Source organism: Nocardia sp. NPDC058058 (genome assembly GCF_042885355.1).
Classification (GTDB): domain Bacteria; phylum Actinomycetota; class Actinomycetes; order Mycobacteriales; family Mycobacteriaceae; genus Nocardia.
On sequence record NZ_JBHVSA010000002.1, the window covers coordinates 352,573 to 365,632 of the forward strand.

The window sequence follows — 13,060 nt, forward strand, 5'->3', positions numbered from 1 at the left end:
ACTCCCCCGTTACTTGACGTTCTTACGCAGGACCGGCACCAGCCGTTCCAGCAATATCGACTCGGACTGGTCCGACCAATTCCGCAGGGCCGCAACGGCGATCGGATCGTCGAGCACCAGTACCCGGGCCGGCCGCAGACTCACGCTGCCCGGCAGATTGTTCAGTCCGCCACCACCGGCGGAGGTGTCACTGCGCACCGCGAGCAGAAATCCGGAATTGATCTCCGACAGGCTGTTTCGCACCGAACTCTCGATGATTCCGTCGCGATCGGTGGGTAGCGGCCGCGGCGACGGTTCGTCACCGTCCTTCCGGCACACGTCGTTGTAGATGAATCCCAGTGCTTCGAAGAAGGCGGCCTGCGGGCTCGGCTTCAAGTGCAGCGCGAGATCGGCCCGGTATCCGCCGGCGCCCGAGATATCCACCGCGGCGATCTTCTGACCCAGGAATGCCGGATTCTGCTGCCGCGCTTCGGCAATCGTCTTCGGTACGGCCGCCACGGTGGTCGCTGCCGCAGTGGTCGCCGCCGTACCGGGCACTCTCGCGCCGCCGAAGTCAGCGACCCGCACACCGATCCCAGCGGCAACGGCCAGCGTGAGGGCCGCGGCCGCAATCCAAATACGCTTCCGCGCAGTCGCTTTCTCACCACCGCGCGCCGGACCGGTGGTGGCCACCCCCGGTACGGTAGCCATGGAGAGCGGCGAAACCCGATGATTCACCGCGTATTCGAGCGCCTGTGTGAATTCCCGGCAGCTACCGAACCGCTCCTCCGGATGCTTGGCCATCGCCACCGCCAGCACCTCATCCAGCGCGGCGGGCAATTCCGGCCGCAACTCGGTGATCCGGGGCGCCGGCTCATATAGATGCCCCGTCATCACCACGGCCGGTTGCGTACCCGGATAGGGATTCCGCCCCGTCACCAGCTTGAAGAACGAACAGGCCAACCCATAGATATCGGTCTGCCGACTCAGCACCGCGCCCGAAAGCTGTTCCGGCGCGGCATAGGCGATCGTGGCGACGAACTTCCCCGTCACCGTCAACTCGCTGGTGTCCAGCATCGATTTGGCCACCCCGAAGTCGGTCAGCAACACCCGCTCCGGCTCCCCATGCGACAACAGGAAATTGGCCGGCTTCACATCCCGATGCAACAACCCCCGCCGATGCGCATGATCAAGCCCCCGCCCCACCTCCCCCACAATCCGCAGCGCCCGCTCCACCCCCATCCCGCGCGGCTGACTCTTCACAGCCTCCGCGGCATCGGTTCCCTCCACGTACTGCATGGCAATCCACAGCCGCCCGGCATCATCTCCCCGGTCATACACCGAAACGATATTCGGATGATCAAGCCCGGAAGCAAGATTCGCCTCCCGCTCGAACCGCCCCCGAAACTCGGGATCCCTGCCGGCCTCCACCCCCAACATCTTCACCGCATCCCACCGCGGCAGGCTGGGATGCTTCGCCAGATAGACGGTCCCCATCCCGCCCGCACCGAGCATCCGCTCGATCCGATAGCCGCCTACAACTACTCCTGGCCCCAGATTCATCGCCCTACGCGTCCGCCGCTGTCCTATTTCGGCAGCTTGTCGACGACTACTCGTGCGATGTCCTCAGCCGCACCGCAATGTTTCTCGTTGTCACTGTCGCCCTGCACGCTGATCTCGACCTGCTCGCGATGCTGGGTTGTCTGCCGCACCACATAGTCACGAGAACAGATCGCCGCTGTCTTACTGACGGGTGCGAGCAGTGTCCTACCCTCCCCGAGATCAATCTCACGATCAGCGGGGATGGATGGGTCGAGCAGGCGCAGATTGATCGTCGCTTGAGCAGAACCCTCCCACACACAGGTGTGGGCGGATACTTCCTTCGGTGCATCGGGCAACGCTCCGATGAGTGAAGTGAGCGTCCCGCGATCGACGAGGGCGCAAGGATCCACACCGGCAAGGACCCGATCGGCATCGGCTAGACGCGGCACCGTGGAAACCGATGCAATGCGCGTCAATACATACTCGGCCAACGCGCATTGGCTCTGATTCCTTGCCTCCACGTACAGTCCCCAACGTTGCTGCGCATCGCCGGATCGCAGCGCGCGACCGCAGTAGGTGTCCGCCTCTCGTGCGAACACCGGCTGTCCTGCCGCAATGGCGGTGGTCTGCGTGAGCGCGAAAAGGTGGGCGCCCGGCTCGAAGGTCAGCGTCTGTGTACCCGCGGATGCCTCGCATCCCCACACCCACGTTGGGGTGAAGGTCCATGCGGCGACCGCCTCGGGCCAGGCGCTCGCCAACCCGGCGGGGATCGAAGAGCCCAGGGCTGTGCGCAACCATGCGCAGGAGTCAGCCTCTCGCAGTTGAGCAAGAGTCAAGGCGGGCAGGGCAGTTGTCTGATCGGCGGTGCGCCCCCAGCGCACCCATGCCGCGCCTGACGTCGCGACCAATGCGATGATCACCGCAAGAAGCGCGACAAGAGTTCTCGATCGTCTCCTTTGCCGACCAGAGGCCAATTCGACTACTCGCTGAGCCGCTTGCGAATTCCGGCGGGCTCCGGGGAGCACCGACGTGGCCTCCGGGTCAGCCGCCAATGCGGCCAACTCCGTCCCGAGTCCGCCAATCTCGTGAAGGATGGGCTCCGGCCATGGTCGGCCAAACCCTTCGAGCCGCCCGAGGTAGTCCAGGATCTGCGTCGGCGTCGGTCGGGCAGCCGGATCCTTGCTCAGGCAGGGAGCCAGGAGTTCCCTGAGTTCAGTCGGAACTCCGCTGAGGTCGGCCTCGACATGCACGATATTGAAGAGCGTATAGGCGAGCGTAAACGCCGCGAATGGACTCGCCCCCGTTGCGGCCATGAACAGCAGTGAGCCCAGCGAAAAGACATCACTTGCAGGCGTAAGCGGTTCGGACAGAGCTTGTTCCGGCGACATGTACCCGGGCGATCCCAATACGGATCCTACCTCGGTCAACCCTTCCGGGTTCTCTGATAGCTGCGCGATGCCGAAGTCGATTACGCGTGGCCCATCAGCGGCGAGCAGGACGTTGGCGGGCTTGAGATCTCGATGGATCAGGCCGGCTCGGTGAATCTCCTGCAATGCGGACGCGAGCCCAGCCGCCAGCATGCGTACAGCCGATGGCGGCAGTGGTCCATACTGACTCACCGCGCTGTCCAGCGGAACCCCGACCACGAATACCGACGCCAGCCACGGCGCCGACGCGTCGACATCGAAATCGATCACCGGGGCGGTGAAAGCGCCCGAGACTCGCGTGGACGCGGTTACTTCTCGGAGAAAACGAGAGCGGTACTCCCGTTCGCCGAGAAGATGTGCGTGCACCTGTTTCACCGCAACCAGCCGACCGTCCGGACCCGCGCCGAGCAGGACTCTTCCCATACCGCCGGAGCCGAGTATGCCGAGAATTCGGTACCGGCCGATCTGTTGCGGATCGCCTTGGGCGAGTGGACGAATCGTCATTTCGGCAGCTGCGGTAGAAGGCTGGAGAGCACTCGCTTGGCGCGGTCGCAGGTTCCACTCACGTTGTCGTGCGTATAGATCCGCACGGCAGCAACCTCCGCCATGTCACCGTTGGTGGGGCGCACCATATATTTGAGCGCACAGCTGTGATACGGACCGTCGTTATCCTCGATGTAGGCCGTCACGCCGTCGACCTGAACGGACGGCGGAATGCCATTGATTCCGGCCTTGTCCGGGCGCATCCGTTCAGTGAATTCGACAGTCGCCATCGCGTCTGAGCCGTTCAAGCTGCACGCATAGGGGAACCCGGTCCGCTCGATATCACCCCCGAGCACCTCCGTGCGCAATTGTGTATTCAACAACGCGCACGCGTCCAAGCGCCGGATCGAGTTCGCGGGCAACGACAACTGTGGAGGGTTGACGCCGAGCCGGTTGACAACTGCAAGCATTGCGCTGTCCGACAGCTTGCATCCGTCGCTCTTGCCCGAAACTGTGACCTCTACGGTCACGGGCGGGCGAGTCTGGGTCATCACCCGGCGGTCACACATGGACGACTTGCCGTATATCGGCATCCATCCGGCCACGGCCCCGGTCGGCGTCCACTGATTCAGCGTTTCAGTGGCGGAGGCTCCCACCGAAAGTACAACGGATCGTTTCGTACCTCCCGTGTCCGTATACGGGGCAGAGCACTGACCCGGCGTGCTGTTGCTGAGATCGCCTGTCCGCATGCCGTTTTGGCTTATCGATTTGTCCAAGAGTGTGCAGAGATCCAGCAGCTGCCACTGTTCGGAGGTCAACGCGACCGACAGATCGCTCGCCGGGGCGGCATGTCCGGACTGCTGCGCCCATTGGTGCGCTGTCACACCGGTCACGACCAGCAGGATCAAAGAGGCGCCCGCCGCCGCCAATACACGCAGCCGACCCCGCCGCTGGGCACGCAGCCCGGCGAGCTGCGCCTCATATCGAGCATGCTTCGCGGTGGTCTCCACCCACCACCCGGAGTCGGTGCCGTGCTCGGCGATCACATCCCGTACCGCCCCGGGCCAGACGGGTTCAGCCTCGATCTTCCCCGCGACATCGAGCAACTGCTCCGGAGTCGGTCGATGCTCCGGATTCTTGGCCAGGCAACGCTCGACGATGTCCCGCAGCGCGTCCGGCACCCGCGAGGTATCGGGAGAGGAGTTCAAGACGCTGAAAAGCACCTGTGGCGTGGAAGTTCCGGCGAAGGGATTGTGCCCGGATGCGGCCAGAGCCAGGATGGCACCGACCGAGAAGACATCGGCCGCCGGGGTCAACGGCTGCCCCTGTGCCTGTTCCGGAGACATGAACGCCGGTGAACCGATTACCGATCCGGTCATGGTGAGTTGAGCATCACCCTCGAGCGCTCGGGCAATGCCGAAGTCGATGACTCTGGGGCCGTCCGGCGCGAGCAATACATTGGCGGGCTTGAGATCTCGGTGGATCAAACCGGCTCGATGAATCTCGATCAGCGCCGAAGCCAGCCCCGCCGCCAGTAGCCGAAGCCCACCCAACGATAGTGGTCCGGTTGCCTCGATCACGGCCCCCAACCCGGGCCCCGGGATGTATTCCGTTGCCAGCCAAGGCGTTTCGGATTCGGTATCGCAATCCACAACGGCCACCGAGTAGGCGCCGGTCACACGTCGACTGGCCGCTATCTCACGTCGAAATCGTTCGCGGAACTCCACGTCATTCGCGAGGTGCCGGTGGATCTGCTTGACCGCCAATAGTCTTCCGGTCGGCGATTCACCAAGTAGCACACGGCCCATCCCGCCCTGGCCGATCACGGCCACCATACGGTTACGCCCCAGCTGACGAGGATCCTGGGAGCCCAGCCCCTTCATACGATCCCTCCCACGTAATGCACTCGGCCGCAATTCGAATCGGCCACGACTACCCGGCACCCTTCAGCACCGTGTACTGAGCCGCAGCGAGCTGTCGCACATCGGATTCCTCGGTGCTGAAAACCTCGGCGACGACCTCCTCGTGCGGGATCACGCAGCGGAACCGGCGCGCTGCCGCGACGGTCGGGTTCGGCTGAGTCGCTTTGAAACATGAGATATCCGCTGCGCCGGGAACACCTGCCATCGGAACGAACTTCGATATGGTCGGGTCCTTCGCCAGGCGGGTAGTGAAATCACGTGCGGCCGCGGTATCGCGAAGGTCGTAGAGATACTTATTGTCCGATACGGCGATGGCCTTCACCCCGGCATCGCCGTACTCTCGGGCGGCAGCCACAGGGTCGGTACCGAGCCCCGCGAAACCGCGTGGACTGTATACGGCGAAGTCCCGCTGATCCGGCCTGGCATCGTTCGTCTTGACCAGGCGGGTCAGGAGTTTGTCCTGATCCAGCTTGAGCATCGGTAGCTGATCCCGGGCTACGGGTACATAGCCGTCCAGTTTCGCCAACTGCTGCTGGTATGCCTTGGATACGAAAGCCGTCAGCTGATCGAGGTTCGCCTGGCGGCTCTGCACGAACACCGCGATCACCACCGATTTCCACGCCATCCAGCTGCCGAGATTCGGCACTCCCGGCCGCCAATGGCTCAGCGCCGCAGGATAGTCGGGCAATCCCACGAGTTCGTTCTTGCCATTCATCCCGAGATCGTTCTGCGCCAGGGCTACAGCGGCATCCGTGGCGCTCTGCTCGTCGGGAAAGGACACGAGACCAATCGACAGCTCATAGTGCTTATCGTGCTCGCCCACGTAGGGGGTCTCGGCAGCATCGGTTATGAACGCACCCATGGGATGGAATGGCGCCATCGCCGGTGCCATGATCCCGTCGGCATTCCGAATCCCGTCTTCGGTAGCCAGCACAATCCCACCGTGCCCAGCCGAGAACTCGGGGGCTATCTCACTGCCGAACGCGGCCCGTGCACCGAGGCGCAGCGACTCCACCAGTACCCCTCGCCCATAACTGGGGCGATCGTCGTAGCTGCTGTCCAAGGGCTGGGTCGAATAGGTGCCGACATCGAGCGTTGAATCGTGATCGGTTGCCTTACCGTCATTTCCACATGCGACAGACATACTCGCGATCACGGTCGCCAAGACCACCGCGGCGAGCTGACGCGACCGAGACCGCATACACCCCCCTATGTCCGCGACTCCCCCGCAGAACAGTTGTCATTCATCTGTTGAGCCCCGCAGGCGAGCCGCAGGGTCGGCGACAATCTAACATCGGCTGTGCGCCAGAGCTATTCGCGATGGAATGCGTCACAGCCGGTGTCAGCCGCTCAATCGAGCCGGCGGTTCACCGCAGGCGTATCTATTTGTTGGTGACAGTCATCGAGTCGTAGCTGGTCAGAGCCGCAGTCGGATTGAGTGCCGGACCGGGGACCAGTTGGCCGACAATTTCCCACGGGGCCAGGCGAGGGGTATCCCCGAGACCTAGCTTCTGTGCAGTTGCCACATCCGGTATGGCGTAGCGGATTCCATTGTCGGCAACGTAGAACAGGCTGTCCCGACGCTTGCTACCCGGCTCGATGCCGATCGTTCGCACGAATTCGCCAGTGCTGGGCGGTATGTACACGAAGTCGATCCGGTTGCCGGTACCGTCGGCCGTCGCCATGTGCACAGGGGACGCGGAGTCGGGCAGCGGTAGCCGGGTGCCGACAAGCAACGAAGTCACCGCACGATCCGTGGGTCCTTCAGTCGCATCGGCATCCTTGGCATCAGTTGCCTTGTTCTTGGACCATGTGATGCAAGCGTACGGATTGTCCTCTGCGGCAATAATCTTCGGTGCAACAACTGGAAAGCTGGCAACGGGCAGGGGATTTGCCGGATGGTTCAGGCCGACGATGAAGTCCGGGGGCACGGACTTGATGTCGTCCATTCCCTGCGAATTGGCAGCACGGATCACGTCGGACGTGAAGGCCGAAATAGGCTGCACGCCATCGGAAAGCACCACGTAGAGCTCCGACTTATCGGAACTGCCCAGGGCCGCGACACGAATGACGCCGCCAACCGGAATTCCGTTGAGCCGTCCGGGACCCGAATCGCCGGCGTTCGGGATCTTCGGTGGAGTCAGCTGTGGGACTTCAGTGGCCGCACCCAGCAAGCCAGTCGAAATCGGCCGAGGTCGTGCCGCGGTGAGATTCAGAGCACGCAATACGGTGGCATCCGAGAGGTCCACCTCTGCACGTTTGCCGTCGTAGATCAGGTAGTCCTTCTGGACCGTCTCACCGTTGTCTTTGGTGGCGACACTGCGCACCAGCAGCGCGGAGCCGCTATCGGCCTGCTTGATCCGCTGGTTCAACTCCAGCCCGCCCGCGATTGCGGTGGTGGTGGCGCCTACGGCGGATGCGGTACCGCCACCGGCGGATACCTGCACGTTGTCGCACAATGTCCACTGCGATCGATTGCCCTGATTCGAGCCAGGCAACGCTGCCGGGGCGCCTGGAATTCCGAGGATCGGGCCGCGCGGCACAGAACTGAGTTTGCTGTCCTTGACCGACTTCGGGGCTTCGGCACTACCCGAGAGCAATCGCGCCGAAGCCAGATTCAAGACTGGACTCAGCGTCATTTTGGTCTTGTCGTTGGGGTCCTTGATAACGACGTAGAGTGCGCCGCTGTCCTTACCCACGACGATGTTGGCGTCACCTATGGAGCCCTGCGGCCGGATAAACGCCAGGATCGCGCAACCCGCGACCACCAGTAGCGAGAGGATCGCACCGGACAGCAGTGACCGGAACTGCGCACGCATCGGATCGTGCAGCATGCGCACATCACGGCGCACGAGCGCGTGGTCGAGACGTCGCAGCAGGAACCGGTACCCATTGACCTGGGCCCGAGTGGTCAACTGGGCTGGCACTGAACCTCCGTCGGAACAAGAACTACATGCGGGAGACTACCGAGACGGGCATCCGACAGCGCACCCCACCGAGACAGCGGGGTGCGCTGTTGAACGAAATCCCGGTGGTCTTTAGATACCGCCGAAGCCGTCGCCGATCTTCTTGTCGGCGCCGAGCGCGTTGTGCATCGCGTTCTCGACCGCGATGGCGACCTGGTTCAGGGTGTGCAGCGAGTCGGCGTACTCGCGGTCCCAGCGACCGTGCACCTCCTTGAAACCCGTCATGGAATCGTTGCTGTCCCAGGAAGTCTCGAGCTGAGTCGCGGCCTTGCCCAGATCCTCGCCAGCGATCTGGAGCTGTCCGAAGTTCGACTTCAGGGATTCGACCAGCGGGTTGATGACGCTGGGGTCATAAAGCATTTCGTCCGACATGTGTCAGTCCTCCATTTGTCCGGCGATTGAAAAGTGTTGTGCTTAAACCAGGTTGGTGTGCGAGCCGCCCGTGCTGAGCGTCTTGAAACCCGATTCGTTCTCGGAATCCAGGTTCTGGAAGGTCGCGACACCGGTACCGACCTGGGTCTCGATATCGTGCAGAATTCCCCGAAGCTTGTCGGCCTCGGTGTGCCAGTCGTTGGCCGCCGCGTTGAACGCGACAGCTGCGGTGCCCTTGAAGCCCACGCGCGAGTCGTCGACATCCTTGGTGACCCGGTCAAGGATGGCCTTGACGGTGCTGACGACATCCGACATGTGGTTCTGCGCCGCCTTGGCGACAGCGCTGTTCTGTGAAACGGTCATCGCGAATCCTCCATCAGTGCTTATTTTTCGGATCAGCAGGCGGCGCCACTCTGCGCCGCCCTACTCGGATTGGAATAGCTGCCTGGCTACTTGCCCGTCACCGCAGCCACCTCCCCCCAGGCAGCGAGTCGATGAGTGCCGAAATCGCCTGCGCGACACGGTGATCGGTGCCCGGTGTCAACGTGGACCAGACTTGCTGATCCGGAGCGATCCCGGGCGCGGCGACAATGCGCCCCCGCGCGGTGTCGTACACGACCACCGCCCCCGGGGATCGATCGGTCACGCCGTCGGCGTAGGCATAGGCCACCACCTCGGCGTAAGCATGGCAGGACGCGAGCGCGAGGCCGTATACGGTGGCGTCGGTATCGGCGACGCCCAGGCTGTAGACGGCGCTCGCGAACTGTTCGGAAGTGGTTGCGGTATCGAAGCGTTCGCTCAGATCGGTGGACAGCGCGCTGAAGCTGGCGACGTCGGCGGGCGGGAACGCGCCGAGGGCGTCCAGGATCGGGCGCGCGAGCGAATCGCCGGTGCCGTCGGTCCAGGTCGAGCGGATATCCAGGGTGTCGCCACGCCGGATCGCGAGCACGGTCTCGTCGGCACGCTGAGCGAGGCAGACCCGGATCTGACCATCGGGGGTGTAGATACGCGCGGCGAGTTCGCTGTCGGGCTGCGCGAGCGCGAAAAGCGCTGTGGCTATGCCGGTTTCGACGTCTCCACGGTTATCCACGATCCGACCGGAGCGCAATTCCGCTCGCGCGCGCTCCTGTCCGTTCGCCCATTCGGTGTGCGAATCCTGTTGCGGGCCGATCGACAGCACCAGCGGCAAGGTCTGCACACCGAGGTGGGAGGCAAGCGCCATGACACTGTCATTGGTGAGGGTCGTCATGTCGTCGTCTCCTCACTCGTAGCTGGGGCGGGGGCCGGGGTGGAATTCTCGACGCCGGTAGTCCCGGCATTGAACGCGATATCTGGAACCCGTTGCTGCGCATTGGGATCGAGGCCACCAAGCACCGCGGGCGCAACCTGCATCCCCGAGGTGAGGCCGAGTTCCTCATCGCTGGTCGGCGCACCGGCGAGACCGGAGCGTGTGTGATGCTCGCTCTCGTCCTGACTGTTCGGCGCCATACCGCCGGGAGCCATGGGCACCGAACCGGCCTGCTGCACCGTAACCGGCTGCACCGCAACCTTTTGCGTGGTACCGGCGTTCACCTCGGCTACGCCTTGCGGGCGGAACGCGGTGATGACCGGCGGTATGTTGAGCGCCCCCAGCGGGATTCCCGGCATACCGACGGGCAGCTCCGGCGTGACCGTTTCCGGGTCCACCTGCGGCGCGCTCTGCGTCGGGGTCATACCGGCGGTGATCTCCGGCGGCGCCGGGTGTTCCCAAGGCGTCGACAGTGTTTCGGTCGCGCCCTCGTAGGTGTGCATAACGCGTGACGCCACGGCTTTCACCGCGTCCGCGTCGGTATCGGTCTGCGCGAGTTTGGCCAGCATCGGCGCACCGAGTGCGGTGCCGAGTTGCTCCAGCGTCTCGCGCAGCTGCTTCAGCTTCTCGACATCATCGGCGTCCGGCATCGCCAGGCGCGCGATTTCGTATGCGGCGGCGTGTGTTTCGGCCTTGGCGGCATTGGCCGCCGCATCGGCCGCGGAACTGGCGAACCAGTCGCGCAGCGTGCGAATGCGCTCGATGAACTGGCTACTGTTCTTCGATTGCCATGCGCTGTCGAGGTTTTCGAGGATGCGCTCGTAGTCGAGTGCGGCCGCGGCGAATCCGGCGCTCAAGCGCGCCCAGGCGAGACCGGCCTCGGCGGCGGGCACGGCGCCCGCCCCCGTGACCAGATCGCGGGCCAGCTGCTCGGGTGGCCTGGATTCCCAGACCACACCGGTGAAGCCGGGGCTCGTCGGTTCCAACATCGGCTACGGCGCTCCTCAGACCGCGAACCCGAGGACGCTCTGCTCCTCGACCGAGGTGTACTGACCGACCTGTGCTCGCAGCGCGGCGGCCAGCTTGCGCACTTCGTCCACCCCGGTCCCGCCGGACGTCTGGAACGACGCCGCAACGGAATTCAGTGTCTGTGCCGCACGCGTGGAAACCTCATCGGCCCCGGCCGGAGCGATCTCCAGCTTGGCCTGTTCGGCGGTCAGTCCGTTCGCGATGCGATCGGCCAGTGCGTCCAGCTGCATCGCGGCCTGAAGTGCGCTCGACGCGTCGAACCGCACGCCTTCGAAATCATTGGTGCTCATGGCAATCCTCCTAATACCCCTGCGTTTTCAGAGCGTGAGCGCTTTGTCCGGTGGTTCGTCGACGGCTTCCACCGCGCCTACCACCGGGATGGAGACGCCTTCGATTACGCCGACCACTTCGTCGCCGTGTGCGCCGGTGACCAGGGCGGTGCGCTCGCCCGCCGATTCGGTGTCGCCCTTGTTCGCCAAGCCCGCTCCCGCACCCATGCCACCGGGCATGCTTGTGGTGGAACGGGTTTGGGTCTCGTTGTTATTGCTGGTGACGCGTGAGACCGGTGAGCCGGAGCCCAGGCCCTCTGCCGTCGGCATCTTGCCGGTGTAGGGGCTCAGCGGGCTGTTGTTCAGTCCGGCGCCCATCGGCATGCCGCCCGGGATACCGCCGCCACCACCGGTTGTGGTGGTGTCGTTGGTCTTCAGGGTGGTGTCGACCGGCTTGGTCTCGGTGGTGGTCTTGTCGTTGGGGTTCGTCGTGGTGGTCTTGTTGGTGGTGGTCGTGTCCTTGTTGGTGTTCGAGGTCAGCGCACTCACCACCGACTGCCCGGCCGAGCTGATGCTGCTGGCCGACGATGCCGCTGAAGACGCCACCGAGCTGCCCTTTTCGACCACCTTCTGCACCGCGGTCGTTCCCACATTGAGGAACGGCTGCACCGCCTGCGTCACCTGATTGGCCAGCGAGGCCGCGTCGGCGATATTCGGCGCACCGGGCACCGGAATCTTGATTCCGGCGGCGGCGACATTGGCGGTGTGCACGGTCAGCTGTGCGCGGGTGTTGGCGGTGATGATCCCCGCCTCCGACAGTGCGTCGGTGGCCATGGCGATCAGCACCGGCACGCCGACCGGAGTGACCAGGAAGGGCAGATCCGCCAGCACCGACGCGACGAATCGCGAGATGAGGGCCGAGAGCAGCCCATACCCCTCCGCGACGGTCGCCTCGGCCGCGAGCAGGATCGTCCGCAGCTCCTGCCCCTGCGCGTCAACGGTCGGGATGACGGTTTCGACCTGCTTGCTCTTCACCTCCGCGGCTTTGGCCGCGTCACCCTGCCAACTGTTCGAAACCGCCGATGTAGCAGCAGAACTCGTGCTGGCCGCCGAGGTGAGCGCCTTGCTGACCGCAGCGAAGATCGAGATCAGCTGGGTGCCGATGCTGGCCGCGCCGTTGCCCATGGCGGACAGCAGGCTGATCGCCGGTTGAATCAGCGTCGTGGGATCGATGGTCGGCAGCGTGGGCATCTGGATGCCCGACAGATCCGGCAATTGGATCGCCGGAAACTGCGGCAGCTGCGGCAATCCCAGCCCTTTGATCACATCGGCCACGGGCGTATCCACCAGCGCCCCAGCCGGACCGGAACGAATGACGTCCAGCACGGTAGGGCTCGGTGTCGTGGTGACTACCCCGACGGATTCAGTCACAGGTTGCTGAGGAAGGTCGTCGCCGAGGCCAGTTCGGTGGTGGAGTAGGTGCCCACCGCGGACGCGGCGCTGATCGCGGTTTCCGCGTGCACACCGGCGATTTCGGCCGCCGAGGACAGGTAGCTGCCCTGCGCACCCGCGAACGCCAGCAGGAAGTCCTGGCCGATCAGACCGAACATCGGCACCGCCGAAGCCATCGCGCCGATCGAGTCGGCCGCGGCCGCCCCCGCGATCTGTGCCGCGATCCCGGCGTGCGTGGTTCCGTACTCCAGAATCGGCTCGAATTCCGCTTTCACGTAGTCGACCATCGGTGGTCCCTCCCAGATACACGATCTTGAATGACAGTACAAGC

The 13,060-nt window shown here is 64.2% G+C and carries 12 protein-coding genes; all 12 read right to left on the reverse strand.

What is annotated here, in order from left to right; translation table 11 throughout:
* Positions 1-9: 9 nt before the first annotated feature.
* Positions 10-1,542 (reverse strand): serine/threonine-protein kinase, encoded by a 1,533-nt coding sequence (locus ACFVUS_RS16675; RefSeq protein ID WP_387766430.1) that lies wholly within the window; start codon positions 1,540-1,542, stop codon positions 10-12.
* A 23-nt stretch (positions 1,543-1,565) separates the two neighbouring features.
* Positions 1,566-3,452 carry a serine/threonine-protein kinase gene (locus ACFVUS_RS16680; protein WP_387766433.1) on the reverse strand — a complete coding sequence of 629 codons (1,887 nt, stop codon included), beginning with the start codon at positions 3,450-3,452 and terminating at the stop codon, positions 1,566-1,568.
* Positions 3,449-5,314: a serine/threonine-protein kinase gene (locus tag ACFVUS_RS16685; RefSeq protein WP_387766436.1), complete on the reverse strand. Its 1,866-nt coding sequence runs from the start codon at positions 5,312-5,314 to the stop codon at positions 3,449-3,451. Before ACFVUS_RS16685 ends, ACFVUS_RS16680 begins: the two co-directional genes overlap by 4 nt.
* A 49-nt stretch (positions 5,315-5,363) precedes the next feature.
* Positions 5,364-6,497 (reverse strand): hypothetical protein, encoded by a 1,134-nt coding sequence (locus tag ACFVUS_RS16690; RefSeq protein WP_387766439.1) that lies wholly within the window; start codon positions 6,495-6,497, stop codon positions 5,364-5,366.
* Between the two features lie 238 nt (positions 6,498-6,735).
* Positions 6,736-8,280 (reverse strand): type VII secretion protein EccB, encoded by a 1,545-nt coding sequence (gene eccB / locus ACFVUS_RS16695; RefSeq protein ID WP_387766441.1) that lies wholly within the window; start codon positions 8,278-8,280, stop codon positions 6,736-6,738.
* Positions 8,281-8,391: 111 nt separating this feature from the next.
* Positions 8,392-8,691 carry a WXG100 family type VII secretion target gene (locus ACFVUS_RS16700; RefSeq protein WP_387766444.1) on the reverse strand — a complete coding sequence of 100 codons (300 nt, stop codon included), beginning with the start codon at positions 8,689-8,691 and terminating at the stop codon, positions 8,392-8,394.
* 42 nt (positions 8,692-8,733) lie between these two features.
* Positions 8,734-9,054, reverse strand: a complete 321-nt coding sequence (locus ACFVUS_RS16705; RefSeq protein WP_387766447.1) for a WXG100 family type VII secretion target — start codon at positions 9,052-9,054, stop codon at positions 8,734-8,736.
* A 97-nt stretch (positions 9,055-9,151) separates the two neighbouring features.
* Positions 9,152-9,940, reverse strand: coding sequence for an ESX secretion-associated protein EspG (locus ACFVUS_RS16710; RefSeq protein ID WP_387766450.1), 789 nt, complete (start codon positions 9,938-9,940; stop codon positions 9,152-9,154).
* On the reverse strand, positions 9,937-10,968 hold the full coding sequence (locus ACFVUS_RS16715) for a PPE domain-containing protein (protein WP_387766453.1): 1,032 nt from the start codon (positions 10,966-10,968) through the stop codon (positions 9,937-9,939). The genes ACFVUS_RS16710 and ACFVUS_RS16715 overlap by 4 nt, the downstream gene beginning before the upstream one ends.
* Before the next feature lie 15 nt (positions 10,969-10,983).
* Positions 10,984-11,298, reverse strand: coding sequence for a PE family protein (locus ACFVUS_RS16720; RefSeq protein ID WP_387766456.1), 315 nt, complete (start codon positions 11,296-11,298; stop codon positions 10,984-10,986).
* 27 nt (positions 11,299-11,325) lie between these two features.
* Positions 11,326-12,708, reverse strand: a complete 1,383-nt coding sequence (locus ACFVUS_RS16725; protein WP_387766459.1) for a hypothetical protein — start codon at positions 12,706-12,708, stop codon at positions 11,326-11,328.
* Complete coding sequence (locus ACFVUS_RS16730) at positions 12,705-13,016, reverse strand: type VII secretion target (RefSeq protein WP_387766462.1); 312 nt, start codon at positions 13,014-13,016, stop codon at positions 12,705-12,707. The genes ACFVUS_RS16725 and ACFVUS_RS16730 overlap by 4 nt, the downstream gene beginning before the upstream one ends.
* Positions 13,017-13,060: the final 44 nt, after the last annotated feature.

Coding starts and splice junctions, on each gene's coding strand:
- ACFVUS_RS16705 (WP_387766447.1), bottom strand. CDS start 9,054: ATGACCGTTTCACAGAACAGCGCTGTCGCCAAGGCGGCGCAGAACCAC.
- ACFVUS_RS16700 (WP_387766444.1), bottom strand. CDS start 8,691: ATGTCGGACGAAATGCTTTATGACCCCAGCGTCATCAACCCGCTGGTC.
- ACFVUS_RS16685 (WP_387766436.1), bottom strand. CDS start 5,314: ATGAAGGGGCTGGGCTCCCAGGATCCTCGTCAGCTGGGGCGTAACCGT.
- ACFVUS_RS16720 (WP_387766456.1), bottom strand. CDS start 11,298: ATGAGCACCAATGATTTCGAAGGCGTGCGGTTCGACGCGTCGAGCGCA.
- ACFVUS_RS16710 (WP_387766450.1), bottom strand. CDS start 9,940: ATGACGACCCTCACCAATGACAGTGTCATGGCGCTTGCCTCCCACCTC.
- ACFVUS_RS16680 (WP_387766433.1), bottom strand. CDS start 3,452: ATGACGATTCGTCCACTCGCCCAAGGCGATCCGCAACAGATCGGCCGG.
- ACFVUS_RS16675 (WP_387766430.1), bottom strand. CDS start 1,542: ATGAATCTGGGGCCAGGAGTAGTTGTAGGCGGCTATCGGATCGAGCGG.
- ACFVUS_RS16690 (WP_387766439.1), bottom strand. CDS start 6,497: ATGTCTGTCGCATGTGGAAATGACGGTAAGGCAACCGATCACGATTCA.
- ACFVUS_RS16730 (WP_387766462.1), bottom strand. CDS start 13,016: ATGGTCGACTACGTGAAAGCGGAATTCGAGCCGATTCTGGAGTACGGA.
- ACFVUS_RS16715 (WP_387766453.1), bottom strand. CDS start 10,968: ATGTTGGAACCGACGAGCCCCGGCTTCACCGGTGTGGTCTGGGAATCC.